Consider the following 17,333-nt stretch of genomic DNA (forward strand, 5'->3'; position numbering starts at 1 on the left):
ATGGCAACAATGAAAGACATCGCACGGCTCGCAAAGGTTTCGACTTCTACCGTGAGCCACGTGATCAACAAATCACGCTTTGTCAGTGAAGAGATTGCTGAGCGTGTTAACAGTGCGGCTAAAGAACTCAACTATGCGCCTTCTGCATTGGCTCGCAGCTTGAAAATGAAGCAAACCAAAACCTTGGGAATGCTAGTGACCACATCCACCAATCCATTCTTTGGTGAAGTGGTAAAGGGTGTGGAACGTCGTTGCTACGAAAAAGGCTACAACCTTATCTTGTGTAACACCGAAGGTGACAGCGAACGCATGAAATCCTCTATCGATACCTTGCTGCAAAAGCGTGTCGATGGCTTGATGCTGATGTGTTCTACCCTTGAAGGCGAACATATCGATGTATTTGATCGCTACCCAGAACTGCCTGTTGTGGTAATGGACTGGGGCCCTATGCTGTTTGCGAGCGATAAGATCCAAGATAACTCGCACCAAGGTGGCTACATGGCAACTAAGCACCTGATTGATAACGGCCATTCTCAAATTGGTTGTATCACAGGGCCACTGCACCGCAATCAAGCTTCGTCTCGTTATCAAGGCTTCAAGCAAGCAATGGAAGAAGCCAATTTAGAGATCAACCCTAAGTGGATTGTTGAATCCAACTTTGAATGTGACGGTGGTTTTGACTCTTATCAGACATTGAAAACTCGTGGCGAAATGCCGTCTGCCTTGTTCGTAAGTAACGATATGATGGCGATGGGCGTGATTCACGCTGCGGCGCAAGATGGCACATCGATTCCGAATGATCTGTCTATCATTGGCTACGATGACATCCACCTGTCGAAGTACATGATCCCCGCGTTAAGCACTGTCCACCAGCCAAAACATCGTTTAGGTAAAGCCGCAGTCGATACCTTACTAAGCAGATTACAAACTCCAGATGCTTATCCGCAAGTCGTTGAACTTGAACCTACTCTTGTTGAACGAAGCAGTGTAAAAGCGCTTTAATACTCGTCACACTCATCACACCGTTGAAAGCTAGCTTATTGAGCTAGCTTTTTTATCTTTGAAACATAATAACGCCGCTTAATCACCCCCCAAAATGCCGTTAATATGCGAAACTTACACGCTAAAGTATGTATTCACGCACTTAACAACTATTTGCGTACTTAACGACTGATTATCATCTACACTAACAATGAATAATAACGACATCGAGAGCGCTGTTTTATGATCGCGGGTTGGTTTGACAATATATCCCTACAGAAAAAGCTATTAGTCAGCTTTTTGATTCCTATCGCTTTGATGCTTATCGTGGCTTTTTCTGTCCATGAAAACACACGAACGGTTGTAAAAGACAATAATTGGGTTGTACACACACATAAAGCCATCGCTCGGGCTCAAGAACTTCTCAGATTAACAGTCGACATAGAAGCGGCTGAACGTGGTTACTTGATCACGGGTGATCCTGTTTTTTTAGAACCCTACCATTTAGCTCTTGATGTATGGCCTCAAAAACTCCATACCCTTGCGAATCAAGTGAGTGATAACCCACCTCAAGTAGAACGCCTATATAGAATCGATGATATTCATAAAACATGGCTGAAACAGTCTGGAGAGAAAGAGATCAATCAACGCAGCCTTGTCAATAAAGGCGAAGCTGAAATACAAAGTGTCATCGATCTCACTCAGCAGCAAACCGGAAAAAAATTGATTGACGAGATCCGCCAAGAGATTGCTCAATTCATTGAAATTGAACAACAACTTATTATTCTCAGGGTCGAAAAATCGAAGAGCTCAGCCAATCAAACCAGCTACATATTAATCCTCGGAACACTGTTTTCAGTGTTCATATCACTCCTTGTTGCTGCGTGGGCGTCAAAGCGTATTAATCGAAGATTACACACCCTACTTGAGGCTACTAACCAAGTTGCCGCTGGCCATTTGGATCAAGGTGCTGCAACTCTGGAATTGAGTTCGAATATAAACACCCAAGACGAAATCGCTCATCTCAAACAAAGCTTTCAAAAAATGACAGCCAATTTGATCAGTAATGACAGTCAAATGAGAACGAAAACTCAGGAGCTAATTGCCGAACGAACCAAAGCAGAAGCCGCAGTATAAAGCTAAGGGCGATTTTCTGTCTACCATGAGCCACGAGATCAGAACGCCAATGAACGGCGTTCTTGGAATATCTCAAATCATTGCAAGCCAGACCCAAGAACCCGAAACAAAAGAGAACATCAACATCATTCTCGATTCTGGTCACCACTTGATGACAATACTCAACGACGTTCTCGACTTCTCAAAAGTCGAAGAAAACAAGCTTGAGCTAGATGTGGCACCCTTTAATTTTGTTCAAGTCATGCAGCCTGTATGCAGCGCTCTAAAACCCTTAGCCGATGAAAAAGGCATTCGCCTGTTGATCGAAAATAACATACCGAAAAACATCCAACTCGTCGGAGACTGTGCAAGGCTACGTCAAATCATGTTCAACTTGGGCGGCAATGCGACCAAATTCACCAAAGAAGGTCATGTGTCCATTCAAGCTGACCTAAATCGCCCCAACAATCAACTGATTCTCACGGTAACAAACACTGGGGTTGGTATCCCGAAAGATAAGCACGAGCAGGTATTCAATTCGTTCGAACAAGCCGACACTTCCACAACAAGGAAGTTTGGCGGAACAGGGCTTGGCCTCGCAATCGTCAAGAACCTAGTCAACCTCATGAACGGAGAAGTCACATTAACCAGTGCAGTTGGGCTTGGTACAAAATTCCAAGTCTCCCTGCCTATCACATGGCAAGAAAGCAAAGCGAAAGACATCGCTACCCATACAGTCGATGCAGAAACTCTCAGTTATGACTCGTTAAGCATCCTGTTGGTGGAAGATAACCGTATTAATGCCATTGTTGCACAAGGCTTCTGTGAAAAACTCGGCCATCATGTCGATCATGCAGAGAACGGAAAATTAGCGATTGAACGCCTCAAAACTACTCAATATGACCTTATCTTGATGGACAATCATATGCCTGAAATGAACGGGGTCGAAACAACGCATCACATCCGCGAAAAACTGAAACTCGATACCTTGATATTCGCTTACACGGCCGATGTATTCCGTGAGGCGCATGACAACTTTATTCAGGCGGGTGTCGACCATATTCTGACCAAGCCTCTGCAGCAAGAGAGTTTCTTCGACGCCCTACAACAGTTCTCAAGTCGATTACCGAAAAAAACCGCAGCCGAAGGTTCGAGTGAGAATGAAAATATTGTCGAGCTTCATCGTAAGCCTATTGAAACGTTAAGGTTAACGGAAGAAGAGATCAGCCATTCAGAAGTGATACACATCCTGAAAGACGACACGGAAGGGTTCAGCTTACTCATCGACTCAACCATTATTGAGTTCGAACAGTCGGTTGATCGTGTCATCGAATACTATTTAGCGAAGGAGTTGGAGCCACTTTGTCGTACTCTGCACTCCATTAAAGGCATGTCACTAAACTTAGGCCTTAACATGCTTTCTAAGCAGGCATTGGAGCTAGAAGTCGAAGCCAAAAATCAACAACTGCCAGATATTGAACGACTGCAAAAACTGCTCAATCGCCTTATGGTCAATATCCATTAAGCTCAGCGGATGAAAAACGCCCATTCAGTCGAGCATCTGAATCAAATGAACGATCAAGCTTAGAACGCTTCGTTCCCAAACTAAAACGCAAGGCTTAATCACCCTGCGTTTTTCGATCTGATACCGCGCTAATCTCTGTTCTAACGATTTAACGGTCTAACGGTCTAACGGTTTAGCGGTTTAACAGATCGGTGATTTGCTGCATCTCATCTTCAACATCAACGCCATTGTATTGCGGCGCAATCGAGAGATCTTGAATACTCACGGTTTCTATAGATTGCTTTTCATTAAGTTGAGTCACTAACTCCCCTTTGGGTGAGTAGGCTCGGCTTCCACCACAATAAGTCGCGGTAAACGCATCAACCACATCCTGTCCAACCCGATTACATGTCACGACATGACACCCCTCTTCTAAAGCCCTTGTTTGAGCAATAGCAAAACTGTGCTGCCCGCCGAAATTGGCAGGGTGAAGAATAACGTCGACCGACTGATACCCTCTCATGATCTCCGGGAACCAAATATCAAAGCAAATCGCGACACCAAACTTTAAGCCTTTGTGCTCAAACGTGAGGCGTTCGTCCCCTCTCGAGAAATACTGCTTATCGAATTTGGTTTGACTGATTTTTCTGTATTTGTGTCGTAAACCAGAAGCATCCACAACCACCACACTGTTGTAATATTGGTCGCTATCTTTCTCGGCAATGCCCGCAACAATCAAGGTGTGATGCTTCGCTGCCATCTGAGTTAATGAATCAATAGTACTGCTGTCCGTGAAGTCTTCAGCCAATTCATGAATTTCTTCAGCCTCATTAAAAATATACCCAGTCGTGAACAGTTCAGGCAGTAAAGTAATATCACCGACTGACGACTCCGCTTGTAAAAGATCAGAGACCGAATCAATGTTTTTTTGTTTGTTTTTGTATTCAACTTCAAGCTGAATAAGAGTGATGCTGACATTATTCAAAATCGAATCCTTGCTAGGTAACACTTCAAGCTGTAATGCTTCAAACTGGAGACTAAGAACTAAGAACTAAGAACGAAAGAGTAAGGCAATCCCTTATCATTTTCTTATTCGCACGCCAAAGGTTGAAGCAGGTACACAGTCCTGTACGTATTTTAAACCGGCCTACGGCGCTAATTTAGGCTCTGGTAAAACGGGAGGCGTGCTGTCCATATAGGTTAAGAAATTCGCCCACACCTCATGCGTGCGCTGTTTGGTTAACGTCGTCTTGCAGGAAAGCGCCATAACCCCTCGAATAGAACCATCACGCCATTGGGTGTAAACCGAGTCACAATGCGCTGTCATGTACGCCTGCCAGCTCTCCTGAGCCTTCTTAATTGATGCCACCAGCTCAGCATCATAAGCATTGTGCTCAAAGCTGACCGCAAGGTATTTATCCAGTTCCGCTTGTGCAGATTCCAACTCAATTGCCGCACACTGATTGATCTCGATGGTATTCATCGCATTCTCGCAATCAACAACACCTTCGTCGGCCAACGCAGAGAATGAGAAGCACACCGCTATGAGTGCTGATATCAGTTTTTTCATAAACATCCTTTATGCTGTCACTACCAAAACGAATCGTGACATGACTTTATTAATTTAAACATGGCTCAAGATTCAGCTCATTCAGTTCATTCAGCTCGGCCAAATAACAACAAAACTTATCAGGATATAAGCATTTGTTATCCGCATGAATCATCAAAAATGACGCCTCGATAACTCAAATAAACGAGATAACATCAAGATTTAGCTGGTAAAACTAGAAAACATATTATTTATATCAATATTTCGTACCTGCATTCACAATATTAATTATTTATATTGCTACGTAATCGCTAACTTTATAAATTAAATCGAATGCTCACATAAATCGGTAACGCTTCTCCAACTATGGATATCAAGTACCAAAATATTGCCAAGACTTCATTTTACTTTGCCATTTCTTTCTTTTTTTCCATGGCAATGCTCATTCCTTTTACACCGTATCACTACCAAACATTAACCGAAGACACATCAAGGTTAGTCGAAACCAGGTTAGGAGGGATCCAGTCAAGGTTCGACCGTTTTTTATCTGAAGTTAGACCTGAACAGTCTTGCGACGCGATCGTTAGACAGCTTCGACAAAACGTTTTTGAAGCTGATTGGGTAAAAGAAGCAGCGGTATTCAATAAAGAAAACCGATTTTACTGTTCAACCACTGATGGTGACGTTTCATTTCGCCTATACAGCACCATCAGGCAGCGGCTCAATGACGACCCGAATTTAACGACCCTGTCGTATTCCAACTCGGCCATCACGCAAGTTCAGTCCATCATGCTCATTTTCTCGAACAAAGAAGATGCCGGAGTGAGCCTAATGATTCCGCCACACTTCATCTATGACCTTGTTGAACCAAACCTGAGCAGCCATGGAATACAGGCCAAAGTTGAAGTGATCAAAAGAGATATCCACCCTATCGATATTGACTCATCAATCGCCAAGGTGCGGATACAATCAAACACCTACCCGTTGACCATCACCTCATACATTGGGTATCAGTTTTATCTTCACTTCATGTTGAGCTATTTGTGGTTTGGCTTTTTGATGGCCGGAATCACCACCATTATTCTCCTTTCGATCAAACATAAAAAGCAGAGCCAACGTAGCTTAGAATATTCGCTTTCAAGTACGCTAAAAAACCAGCACCTTCATGTTCACATGCAGCCTATCGTCAACCAAAACACCAACGAGATCGTCGGCTGTGAGTCGTTATTGCGATGGAACGACCCAATTGAAGGTAACGTCTCCCCTGCTATTTTCATTCCGCTTGCTGAAAGCTTAGGCTTGATTGAGGAGCTCACCTACTTCGTGCTGCGCAAAGTATTAATGACGTTGAAAAGCAATCAAGACGTGTTCGAATCAAAGTACATCAGCGTCAACATCAGCCGCAACGTTGTGTCCAACAGTAACTTCTCTAACAAAGTGATCAGCATCTTTAAAAGACACCCTGAGATCCTCAAGCAGGTGGTATTTGAAGTAACCGAAGATGGTGAATGTTCTGATGCCGATATGTTCAAAATTAGAGACAACCTAACCAAGCTATCGAACATGGGCGTAAGAGTCGCGATTGATGATTTTGGCACAGGCTACGCAGGGTTAGATTTCGTAAGACAGTTCCCGTTCAGCATTCTCAAAATTGATCGCGTGTTCGTGAAAAACATATCCGACGAATCCAGCTTTGGTCTCCCTTTGCTAGAGTCCATGCTTCAACTATCACGCACCTTAGGCATGCAAGTCATTGTCGAAGGTGTCGAGTATGAGTCACAAGTAAAAATCTTATCTAAGCTAGGTGTCGACTATATCCAAGGCTTCTATTTTTATAAGCCAATGCCGATAAACCTGACTGTCAGCTTACTCAGGCAGCAGCATTTTGAGTCCGATAACGTTGAGGAACAAACCAACCAGACATTTCCTGTTACATAAGCCACTGAAAAACTGCGAAAGAAAACGCGAAGGCTATGGGTCTCCTTTGATGAACATTTAAATCATCGCATCATTGAATGCATCACAATGGATATCATGGAAAAGACACTTCAAACCAAACTGGCAACTAGCCTATTACTGCTGAGAATCGGCATTTTTATCGTCTTCTTGTTCAGGGGCTTGGATAAGATTACTGTCCCTGAGCACGCGACAAAAGTACTGTCTGGCTTTTACGGCATCGACATCTCGAACAATGCGATGATGGCTCTGGGTGTCGCGCAGCTCGGATTTTTGGGCGCATTCGTTGTAGGCATGTGGAAAAAGTACACCTACGGAGCCATTTTAGTCCTGCATGCAGGACCAACCTTTTCCTCTTTTGGAAAATACATGGACCCGTTCAACAACCTACTGTTCTTCACCTCTTGGCCAATGCTCGCAGCCTGTATCGCGATCTTCTTACTTCGCGACTACGACACTTATAGCGTTTCCAACTAACACAAAGGGCGCCGGTAATTGGCGCCCTGTTTGGTTAGCTTGAATCTTAAACGTTTGTTAGCCTAAGCAAACTGAAATTCCCCACCATGCTCTTCCATTATAAATAAACCAACGCATAGTAAAAATGCCACGTGTTACGAATCACTCTTAAGCAACTTGTTATACCGCTTGGTTGAGGCTAAAATGACCGAAACAAAGACCACTTAAGAGACCCATTACATGACCACTAGAATTTTAGCCGATGTTGCTGCAAGCATTACTGAGTTGAAAGCTAACCCTATGAAAGTTGCAACTAGTGCTTACGGTGAACCAGTTGCTGTATTGAACCGAAATGAGCCAGCATTTTATTGTGTACCAGCCGAAGCGTACGAAATGATGATGGACAGACTCGAAGATCTTGAACTACTAACTATTGCGAAAGAGCGTGAATCTGAAGAGAGCATTTCGGTAAATATTGATGACCTATAAACTCGACTTTAAAAAGAGTGCACTCAAAGAGTGGAAAAAGCTTGGCTCAACGCTTCAACAACAATTTAAGAAAAAGCTAATCGAGCGCTTAGATAACCCGCACGTTCCGGCTTCAAAACTCTCTGGAACTGACAACATGTATAAGATTAAGCTGCGTCAATCTGGCTACCGTCTCGTCTACAAAGTTAAAAACGATGTCATCATTGTAACCGTCTTAGCAGTCGGAAAACGCGAACGTAGCGATGTTTACCGTAAAGCTATGAAAAGGTTAGATGATTGATTGCGGTAGAACGCCGCGTTAGGTAGAGACTTCCGCCCCTACCCGATAACTTTCCAATTTACTACGAACCAAATTTGATAAGTCCAAATACCGGTCAGCTCCATTTTTTGGTAGTTTATCTGGTCTTTCAAACGAAGAAGGTTCTTTTAGCTCTTCACTTTCCCAGAATTGATCGCCAGTTGAATCAAATAGCGTGCCATCGGGTAACTCGTTTGAGTAATGAAAGCCAACTTGATCTTCACCCAAAAATACCTTCCATAGAACTAGCTTTCCGCCAAAATAGTCGTTAATTATTAGCGCAGATATTCCACATTGCCCACGACTTGGATTAGATTGAGTCCAGTTTTCTGGTTCCTCAGTGCTTTCTAAAGACCAGCTATCCTGAAGAGCTTTTAATACATCACTTATACTCGGTTTCATATGCTCTACTTAAAACTCCTTAGCTACCTAGCCCAGTTAAGAGGTTGCCAACTTACAACCGCTTAAATTATTGAAACCACCTTAAACACAAAAGCCCATTGAGTTTGCCACGCGTTGGCAATCCTGCTTGAACGGTTTGTTAGCTGCAAACTCAAAAGTTAGAGATCAAACTCTATATTGTAGAGTTTGAACACATTAACCAATGGCTCTTCCCATCCGAGACTCTCTTTCAAAGACTCTACAATAGGTCTCACTTGTTCTGTTGAGACGTTGATTTCAATTTTAAGTAACTTGTAGTTTTCAACCTCACCTTTAGAACCAAATACTGGATTTGAGCCCTCTAATGCTCGATGAGACCCCATAACCGAACCAATTGCCCAGCAATGATCGTAATTACCAATTTTATCGACTCCAGATTCATGTAATACATTTTGTACTAACATCTGCTGCTCTGGATTACAAAATATTTCTAGTTTATACATTTTCGATAATACTCTTTACATACCGATTGCAGCTAACGAATGACATGGATTCCCCCTACCGAGGATCTGCCACACTTATGTGGTACTTAAATGCATCGGAGGCACCATGTCTGATTATTCTTATTTCTGCGGTATCGACCTAGCCAAAAACCACTTTAGTCTTCATGCCGTGGACCAAAATGGTAAGGTCATACTTCATAAGTCAGTAACCCGCTCTAAACTACTGACTACAATAGCAAATATGCCGCTCATGCGTATAGGCGTTGAAGCGTGTGGTGGTGCACATTATTGGGCAAGAACACTCAAAAAACTGGGTCACGACACCCGTATTATGGCCGTTAAATACGTAATTCCTTATCGAACCAAGGGAAAGAACGACCTTAATGATGCTGTTGCTATCTGCGAAGCTGTTCAGCGACCATCCACTCGCTTTGTGCCCGTAAAATCACCAGAGCAACAAGCCATCCTATCGGTACATAGAATGAGAGAGCATTGGGTTCGTGAACGCACCGCGCTTATGAATCGCATGCGCGCCCTACTTTCTGAGTTCGGGTTGATCATTCCCGTTGGTCGCTCTTCATTGATGAAACAGATTCCCTTAATGCTCGAAGATGCAGAAAATGAACTGCCACATCTCGCTAGAACAGTAATAGCCGATGCTTATCACCACCTTGGTGAATTGAATCAACGTATCGCCGATACTGAACAAGTCTTTGATTCTTTTGCTAAGGTCAGCACTAATGTTCAACGAGTGATGAAGGTTCGAGGCATTGGTCCTCAAACCGCTACTGCGATACTTGCTTCGATAGGCAATGGTTCTCAATTTGATAAAAGCCGTGATTTCTCTGCTTGGCTAGGACTCGTACCAAAGCAATATTCCACAGGAGGAAAACCTCGCTTAGGCCGAATAACCAAACACGGTGATAAATACTTACGAACACTATTAGTTCATGGCGCAAGGACCGTGATTGCCAACCTTGGCGACAAGCAAGATAAGTTAAGTCAGTGGTGTCGCGGCGTTCTAGAACGAAGAGGAATGAACCGAGCAATAGTGGCACTGGCCGCGAAGAACGCACGAATTATATGGTCGCTTTTACACAATCAAACAGAATATGAAAACTATGCTGCTTAAGTAGAAACCTAAGCAGCATAAAGAGTTAAACCCACCGGGTCATTGCAGACGCTAATGATGGAGATAGGTTAAGACCACTTGCGGAGAGCCTGTTAATGCGGCGGACACACTAGATGTCATCTAACGAATAAGGCACCGCAGTCGCGCAAAGTCATCAGGGCCACGACGTATGCGAATCGTCGATAAGTAGGCCGAATGTAGAGCGGCAGTCCAAAACCCATCAACATAAGTTTAGCGGATGTTTGACAACCGGGGGAATCCATGTAGCCGCGTTAAGTAGTGAGCAACGCTACCACGAAACTTAACAATACCACCTTAAACACAAAACCCAACGATGGAATGAAAAATGCCATGCGTTGGGAATCTGTCTTAAACGCTTTGTTAGTTGCCCATTTCAAGCGCCAGTGCTAACATTTGTGCACACACTGCTTTTTAGGAGTCTCACATGGACACCAGAATTCAATTTCGCGTTGATGACGAAACAAAACGCCTAGCTCAACAGATGGCAGAGAGCCAAGGTCGTACACTTAGTGATGCTTGCCGTGAACTCACAGAGCAAATGGCAGAACAACAACGAAAAACATTATCCCACGATGTCTGGTTAACGGAACAAGTTAATCTTGCTTTTGATAAGTATGACTCTGGAAAAGCCGTCTTTGTTGACAATGAATCCGCAAAATCTCGTATGGAAGCACGAAAAGCTAGAATTCGAAGCAGAGGTCAACAATGATTTTGTGGGAAGAAGAGTCCCTCAATGATCGAGAGAAAATCTTTGAATTCCTTTATGACTTTAACCCTGATGTCGCAGAAAGAACCGACAACATTATTGAAGCTAAAGTCGAGATCCTACTTGAGCACCCATTAATAGGCGTACAACGTGATGGAATTCGAGGAAGACTGCTTATTATTCCTGAAGTTTCGATGATAGTTTCTTATTGGGTGGAAGGCTCAATTATTCGCATTATGCGAGTTCTTCACCAGAAACAGAAATTCCCTACGGACTAATGCGGCGTACGGCAACTAACGAATGACATGGATTCCCCCTACCGAGGATCTGCCACACTTATGTGGTACTTAAATGCATCGGAGGCACCATGTCTGATTATTCTTATTTCTGCGGTATCGACCTAGCCAAAAACCACTTTAGTCTTCATGCCGTGGACCAAAATGGTAAGGTCATACTTCATAAGTCAGTAACCCGCTCTAAACTACTGACTACAATAGCAAATATGCCGCTCATGCGTATAGGCGTTGAAGCGTGTGGTGGTGCACATTATTGGGCAAGAACACTCAAAAAACTGGGTCACGACACCCGTATTATGGCCGTTAAATACGTAATTCCTTATCGAACCAAGGGAAAGAACGACCTTAATGATGCTGTTGCTATCTGCGAAGCTGTTCAGCGACCATCCACTCGCTTTGTGCCCGTAAAATCACCAGAGCAACAAGCCATCCTATCGGTACATAGAATGAGAGAGCATTGGGTTCGTGAACGCACCGCGCTTATGAATCGCATGCGCGCCCTACTTTCTGAGTTCGGGTTGATCATTCCCGTTGGTCGCTCTTCATTGATGAAACAGATTCCCTTAATGCTCGAAGGTGCAGAAAATGAACTGCCACATCTCGCTAGAACAGTAATAGCCGATGCTTATCACCACCTTGGTGAATTGAATCAACGTATCGCCGATACTGAACAAGTCTTTGATTCTTTTGCTAAGGTCAGCACTAATGTTCAACGAGTGATGAAGGTTCGAGGCATTGGTCCTCAAACCGCTACTGCGATACTTGCTTCGATAGGCAATGGTTCTCAATTTGATAAAAGCCGTGATTTCTCTGCTTGGCTAGGACTCGTACCAAAGCAATATTCCACAGGAGGAAAACCTCGCTTAGGCCGAATAACCAAACACGGTGATAAATACTTACGAACACTATTAGTTCATGGCGCAAGGACCGTGATTGCCAACCTTGGCGACAAGCAAGATAAGTTAAGTCAGTGGTGTCGCGGCGTTCTAGAACGAAGAGGAATGAACCGAGCAATAGTGGCACTGGCCGCGAAGAACGCACGAATTATATGGTCGCTTTTACACAATCAAACAGAATATGAAAACTATGCTGCTTAAGTAGAAACCTAAGCAGCATAAAGAGTTAAACCCACCGGGTCATTGCAGACGCTAATGATGGAGATAGGTTAAGACCACTTGCGGAGAGCCTGTTAATGCGGCGGACACACTAGATGTCATCTAACGAATAAGGCACCGCAGTCGCGCAAAGTCATCAGGGCCACGACGTATGCGAATCGTCGATAAGTAGGCCGAATGTAGAGCGGCAGTCCAAAACCCATCAACATAAGTTTAGCGGATGTTTGACAACCGGGGGAATCCATGTAGCCGCGTTAAGTAGTGAGCAACGCCACCACGAAACCTAACCATACCACCTTAAACACAAAACCCAACGATGGAATAAAAAATGCCAAGCGTTGGGAATCTGTCTTAAACGCTTTGTTAGCTTTTATTTTTTAGATCAGCTGCTGAGATAGCTCTAAAGCAGTTATCCACTACACCAGTGTTACTTTTTGTTTTTAAATTGCCGTTGGTTAAGGTAATAATTTCCTGTTCAGAATTCAAAAGCGATGGTTGATTTACCGCTTCTTCAATTGTTTTAATTTCTTTCTTGGCTAATGAATTTTTTGGAAATACTTCGAGACTAGTGATATTTGTTTTGAGCATGTTTCCACTTAAAGTCCACGAGCCATCAATATACATGTCAAATTCTACAGCACCGTTATCAGAGTTAGTTATTGAATTAGCAACGCCTTTAAAACTACCGTCGGGTGAATAAACACTCAGGGCATCAAGCCATGAAATTGGCAAAGCAGAACTACATTTCCATGCTCCTACAAGTATATTTGAGTTTGCAAAAGAACTAAAAGAAGAAGCTGCCAACGCGAGCAACAAAATAGACTTAAAGATTTTCATAATATCCCTCGTTTGTGATGATTCCGTTGATAAAAGCTAACGCCGCGTTAAGTGGTGAGCAACGCTACCACCTTACCTAAACCATTATGACATAACCACTTACGCTGAAGAAAACCGAAAATGCCAAGCGTTGGGAATCCGTCTTAAACGCTTTGTTATGCTTATTTTCGTACAAATATCGGTTCTATTTTATGAGAATCAGTTACGAAAGTAACAGGGTTATACTCAATTTGTAAGGTAGCCTCAGTATATCCTTTTGACCTAGTGCCATTTGCAATGTCAGGGTACTTTTTAAACTTTATTTTATTATATTCAGGTTGAAAACTATTGACTAAAAGAGCCTCGACTTCATTTGTCAATGACTGGTCATCTGCATCTATAAAAGGAGAACAAAAGCCGCTAAATGAGTTACCTTGCAAATTATGAACTATTGGCTTGGTATCGCCTTGTAGCATCCATGATTGAAAAGGCATCATTTGTGCTTCACTGAATCCTGTAACCTCCATTAAAATCAGTGCTATTTCAAATGAATTTCGATTACCTTTGCTATCAAATAGTGCTTCCCTAGTCAGGATAGACTGCATTTTTTCGTGACCAGTTAGGCGAGACCAAATATCTTGACTAAAGGCTTGCCCAATATAATGAACTCTGTAATCTATATAATCCTTTACATTGCCTTCTAGAGCATAGCCTTCACTGCCCATTATACTCAAGTGGATAATTTTTTGAGGCGTTATCCATGCTAAATGCTCTCGGGTTTCAGTTTCAATTGCGAACGATGATACATAGTCCAAAGACATTTTATCTTTAGCGCTCCCCGTATACAAATTGGCAGTAAAATGAAAGCTTTCACCTTCACGAGCAAACCCTGCAGTGTATGGGTCTAGGCTTCCCGTAAGCGGAGGGTTTCCATTCATGTCGGATATTTCGTATTTCACTATACCTTCATCGATATGAAGCTTATTAAAATAAATCAAAGGTCTTTGGACGATAAAATATATGGTACTTTCACTCCAAAGCTGTTGGATCTCATCTAATTCTTTAAGAAATTCAAACTCATATGCACTAATGACTGGATATGCACTTTTTACTTGAATATGTATATTCTTTATTCCTTCCAACCTTCAACTCCTCCTGTTCGTCGATAAGCATAGACATAATGACCCAGGGCAAGATCATGAAAAACCCATATGGAATAAGGGGTAGCGTGAAGTAATGTTTCCACTAATTTGTACACTGAAGTCACAATAATCTCAATACATCCAAGATCGATTTGATGATCAGATTTAGGTGTGATCATATACTGTTTTTTAACAGCAGATATTTAGCCTAATGAACGGATTAAGCCTTTTGGACCATATTTCAGTTATTCGAGACCCTCGCCAAGCTTGGAAAATAGAGCACACGCTAACCGACATTATCTTCTTAACAATTGCAGCAGTGATTGCTGGTGCTGAAGGTTGGGAGGATATTGAAGATTTTGGTGAAGATAACTTGGAATGGCTTAGACAGTATGGTGATTTCAAACAAGGCATACCAGTACACGATACCATTGCCCGAGTTATCAATCTTATTTCCGCCAAGCAACTACAACGATGCTTTACAGCGTGGATGAAAGACTGTCATGAGGTGACTGAGGGTGAAGTGATTGCTATCGACGGCAAAACTCTCAGAGGCACATACAACAAAGACAAGCGTTGTGGTGCAATCCATATGGTTAGTGCGTTTAGTGCTGCAAATCAAGTTGTGTTAGGGCAGGTTAAAACAGCAGACAAAAGCAATGAAATCAAAGCGATCCCCGAACTGCTTGAAATGCTTTCCTTACGAGGTTGCTTAGTGACGATTGATGCTATGGGATGCCAGAAGGATATAGCTGAAAAGATAGTCGGCCAAGATGCAGATTACCTCTTAGCGGTAAAAGGTAATCAAAAACGATTGGAGCAAGCGATTAGCCAAGTGTTTAATTCTAGTATGCTTAATAGTTTTGAAGGTGATAAATACGTCACTCAAGAGAAAGGACATGGTCGTACAGAAACGCGTTTGAGTATGGTTGTTCACAATACAGATTTCTTAGGCGATATAGCGCTTGATTGGGCGGGACTCTCCACCATTGGTATGGTCGTTTCAATTCGTCAAGAAGGTGATAAGCCAGCAGAAACAATGCAAATCAAGCACTACATAAGCTCAGCAAAACTGACGGCTAAAGCTTTACTAGAGAGCACGCGAGCACATTGGAGCATTGAAAATCAGATGCACTGGCGATTAGACGTAGGTTTTAAAGAAGATGAATGTCGGATTCGTCGAGAGCAAGCTGGTGAGAATTTAGCAGTTATAAGACATATAGCTTTAAATCTGCTGACGGAAGAAACTAGCTTCAAAGCAGGGATCAAAAGAAAGCAGAAAAAAGCAAACCGTAGCAATAGCTACCTTTCGCAAGTCCTTGCAGTACAAGGGGCTTCGTAATCTTGCCCTGCATAATGACCCCCACGAGGTGCTAGCCTCCAATTTCGTGGGTTAGCGTAAAGCCAGAGCCATAATTAGTGTGTTCAAACAACTAAATTTGGAGGCTAGCATGAATAACGATAGCATAATTTTCATTGGCTTAGATACGCATAAGTCATTTATCCAAGTCGCCGTCTTGCAAGAGCAACGCGGGGCTACACCTGAACATTTGGGACGGATAAAGTCTAACAAGTCCGCCCTCATTAAACTCACACAACAACTGCAATCTAAATATCCAAAAGCCACCCTCCATTTTGTCTACGAGGCTGGGCCATGTGGATACTGGACATACCGATTGCTCACCAGCCTTGGCCACTGCTGCTGTGTCATCGCTCCTTCCCTTATTCCAAAGAAATCAGGGGATAGAGTCAAAACAGATAAGAGGGATGCTGCAAAACTTGCCAAGCTTTTTAAGGCTGAAGAGCTTACGCCTATTTATGTGCCTGAATCTGAAGACGAGGCGATAAGAGATTTATCAAGGGCTCGAGAAACCGCGATGAAAGATCTTAAAGATGCAAAATTCCAACTCAAAGGCTTTCTTCTACGTAATAATGTACAAGCGACGGTGAATGATAACTGGTCTAAAAAGCATCTACGGTGGCTAACCGACCTCATTCTTCCCCATCACAGCCAACAGATTGTATTGCAAGAAATGATCATCACCATCAGTGAGCGGATGCAAAGATTACAACGGTTAGATAACGAGTTATTACACCAAGTCAAAAACTGGCGTTACTACCCTGTTGTCAAAGCCATTCAAGCTATGCGGGGGGTGCGACTCCTTGTTGCTCTCGGCACCATTGCCGAGCTCGGCGACCTACGTCGCTTCGACCATCCCAGAAAACTTATGGCTTATGTTGGCCTCGTACCGACTGAAAGCTCCAGTGGCGGTAAAACGAAGCGAGGGAGCCTCACCAAATGCGGAAACAGTCGAGCACGACGGTTGCTTATTGAGGGCGCACATACTTATAAGCACAAAGCTAATATCTCCGTCGAACTGCAACTGCGACAAGAAGGACTGCCCAAAGAAATTGTCGGTATTGCTTGGCATGCTCAGCAACGATTATGTCGCCGCTATCAACGATTACTACAAAAAGGCAAACATCGAAACGTTGTCGTCGCCGCTATCGCAAGAGAAATGATCGCGTATATCTGGGCTATCGCAAGAGAGGTGGTCGTTAGCGCAGTCGAACCAAAAACACGGATTGCAAGGCTGCCTGTATGAGAAAAGAATTAGTGTTAACGCATTGGATAGAGCATCGGGTGTGGCACAAACACCGACGGCGTTAGGATGGCAATAAAGCTCGCGCTTTATTGAACCACGAGCATAGACTGAAGACAGGTGCCACGACGAAATAAGTAAGGTAGGCGCTGCTCATCTCGCGATGAGTAATCCACGTATATCAGCATGAGAACCGACGAAATTACTTGCTTCATCTATGCGTTAACACTATCTCAAAATAAACAAAAGGCTCTGAAATGTGGGAGCAG

The 17,333-nt window shown here is 43.2% G+C and carries 17 protein-coding genes and 1 pseudogene; 12 read left to right on the forward strand and 6 right to left on the reverse strand.

Going from position 1 to position 17,333, the window contains the following annotated elements; translation table 11 throughout:
* Window positions 1–1,002 carry a substrate-binding domain-containing protein gene (locus AC3CH3_RS15495; RefSeq protein ID WP_488538608.1) on the forward strand — a complete coding sequence of 334 codons (1,002 nt, stop codon included), beginning with the start codon at window positions 1–3 and terminating at the stop codon, window positions 1,000–1,002.
* Window positions 1,003–1,224: 222 nt separating this feature from the next.
* A pseudogene (locus AC3CH3_RS15500) lies at window positions 1,225–3,622 on the forward strand (CHASE3 domain-containing protein).
* 172 nt (window positions 3,623–3,794) lie between these two features.
* On the opposite strand, the gene AC3CH3_RS15505 reads toward AC3CH3_RS15500, so the two are convergent.
* Together AC3CH3_RS15505 and AC3CH3_RS15510 are read right to left on the reverse strand one after the other, a co-directional pair.
* Window positions 3,795–4,586 carry a carbon-nitrogen hydrolase family protein gene (locus AC3CH3_RS15505; protein WP_019823671.1) on the reverse strand — a complete coding sequence of 264 codons (792 nt, stop codon included), beginning with the start codon at window positions 4,584–4,586 and terminating at the stop codon, window positions 3,795–3,797.
* 162 nt (window positions 4,587–4,748) lie between these two features.
* Window positions 4,749–5,171: a lysozyme inhibitor LprI family protein gene (locus AC3CH3_RS15510; RefSeq protein ID WP_488538609.1), complete on the reverse strand. Its 423-nt coding sequence runs from the start codon at window positions 5,169–5,171 to the stop codon at window positions 4,749–4,751.
* A gap of 345 nt (window positions 5,172–5,516) precedes the next feature.
* On the opposite strand from AC3CH3_RS15510, the gene AC3CH3_RS15515 reads away from it, so the two are divergent.
* From AC3CH3_RS15515 to AC3CH3_RS15530, 4 genes are all read left to right on the forward strand, one after another.
* Window positions 5,517–7,088, forward strand: coding sequence for an EAL domain-containing protein (locus AC3CH3_RS15515; protein WP_488538610.1), 1,572 nt, complete (start codon window positions 5,517–5,519; stop codon window positions 7,086–7,088).
* A gap of 96 nt (window positions 7,089–7,184) precedes the next feature.
* Window positions 7,185–7,583 carry a hypothetical protein gene (locus tag AC3CH3_RS15520; RefSeq protein ID WP_488538611.1) on the forward strand — a complete coding sequence of 133 codons (399 nt, stop codon included), beginning with the start codon at window positions 7,185–7,187 and terminating at the stop codon, window positions 7,581–7,583.
* 219 nt (window positions 7,584–7,802) lie between these two features.
* Window positions 7,803–8,051: a type II toxin-antitoxin system Phd/YefM family antitoxin gene (locus AC3CH3_RS15525; protein WP_004730320.1), complete on the forward strand. Its 249-nt coding sequence runs from the start codon at window positions 7,803–7,805 to the stop codon at window positions 8,049–8,051.
* Window positions 8,041–8,331: a type II toxin-antitoxin system RelE family toxin gene (locus tag AC3CH3_RS15530; RefSeq protein WP_488538612.1), complete on the forward strand. Its 291-nt coding sequence runs from the start codon at window positions 8,041–8,043 to the stop codon at window positions 8,329–8,331. Before AC3CH3_RS15525 ends, AC3CH3_RS15530 begins: the two co-directional genes overlap by 11 nt.
* An 18-nt stretch (window positions 8,332–8,349) precedes the next feature.
* Here the strand turns inward: AC3CH3_RS15530 and AC3CH3_RS15535 are convergent, their stop codons facing one another.
* Both AC3CH3_RS15535 and AC3CH3_RS15540 read right to left on the reverse strand, forming a co-directional pair.
* Window positions 8,350–8,751, reverse strand: a complete 402-nt coding sequence (locus AC3CH3_RS15535; protein WP_061025733.1) for a YunG family protein — start codon at window positions 8,749–8,751, stop codon at window positions 8,350–8,352.
* A 158-nt stretch (window positions 8,752–8,909) separates the two neighbouring features.
* Complete coding sequence (locus tag AC3CH3_RS15540; protein ID WP_488538613.1) at window positions 8,910–9,233, reverse strand: YqfO family protein; 324 nt, start codon at window positions 9,231–9,233, stop codon at window positions 8,910–8,912.
* Between the two features lie 106 nt (window positions 9,234–9,339).
* Between AC3CH3_RS15540 and AC3CH3_RS15545 the strand changes: the two genes are divergently transcribed.
* From AC3CH3_RS15545 to AC3CH3_RS15560, 4 genes are all read left to right on the forward strand, one after another.
* Entirely contained in the window at window positions 9,340–10,365 is a 1,026-nt protein-coding gene (locus AC3CH3_RS15545; RefSeq protein WP_488538614.1) for an IS110-like element ISVisp6 family transposase, read from the forward strand.
* 445 nt (window positions 10,366–10,810) lie between these two features.
* On the forward strand, window positions 10,811–11,095 hold the full coding sequence (locus tag AC3CH3_RS15550) for a type II toxin-antitoxin system RelB/DinJ family antitoxin (protein ID WP_019823664.1): 285 nt from the start codon (window positions 10,811–10,813) through the stop codon (window positions 11,093–11,095).
* Complete coding sequence (locus AC3CH3_RS15555; RefSeq protein ID WP_019823661.1) at window positions 11,092–11,370, forward strand: type II toxin-antitoxin system RelE/ParE family toxin; 279 nt, start codon at window positions 11,092–11,094, stop codon at window positions 11,368–11,370. Before AC3CH3_RS15550 ends, AC3CH3_RS15555 begins: the two co-directional genes overlap by 4 nt.
* An 89-nt stretch (window positions 11,371–11,459) precedes the next feature.
* Window positions 11,460–12,485 (forward strand): IS110 family RNA-guided transposase, encoded by a 1,026-nt coding sequence (locus AC3CH3_RS15560; RefSeq protein WP_488538615.1) that lies wholly within the window; start codon window positions 11,460–11,462, stop codon window positions 12,483–12,485.
* Between the two features lie 381 nt (window positions 12,486–12,866).
* Here the strand turns inward: AC3CH3_RS15560 and AC3CH3_RS15565 are convergent, their stop codons facing one another.
* Window positions 12,867–13,340: a hypothetical protein gene (locus AC3CH3_RS15565; RefSeq protein ID WP_488538616.1), complete on the reverse strand. Its 474-nt coding sequence runs from the start codon at window positions 13,338–13,340 to the stop codon at window positions 12,867–12,869.
* Window positions 13,341–13,501: 161 nt separating this feature from the next.
* On the reverse strand, window positions 13,502–14,461 hold the full coding sequence (locus AC3CH3_RS15570) for a hypothetical protein (protein ID WP_488538617.1): 960 nt from the start codon (window positions 14,459–14,461) through the stop codon (window positions 13,502–13,504).
* A gap of 211 nt (window positions 14,462–14,672) precedes the next feature.
* Between AC3CH3_RS15570 and AC3CH3_RS15575 the strand changes: the two genes are divergently transcribed.
* The gene (locus AC3CH3_RS15575) at window positions 14,673–15,803 is read left to right on the forward strand and encodes an ISAs1 family transposase (RefSeq protein WP_261875708.1); all 1,131 of its coding nucleotides are present in this window, start codon (window positions 14,673–14,675) and stop codon (window positions 15,801–15,803) included.
* A gap of 109 nt (window positions 15,804–15,912) precedes the next feature.
* Window positions 15,913–17,067, forward strand: a complete 1,155-nt coding sequence (locus AC3CH3_RS15580) for an IS110 family RNA-guided transposase (RefSeq protein WP_488538618.1) — start codon at window positions 15,913–15,915, stop codon at window positions 17,065–17,067.
* The last annotated feature ends 266 nt before the right edge of the window (window positions 17,068–17,333 follow it).

This window comes from Vibrio sp. QJM3NY_35 (assembly GCF_057785915.1).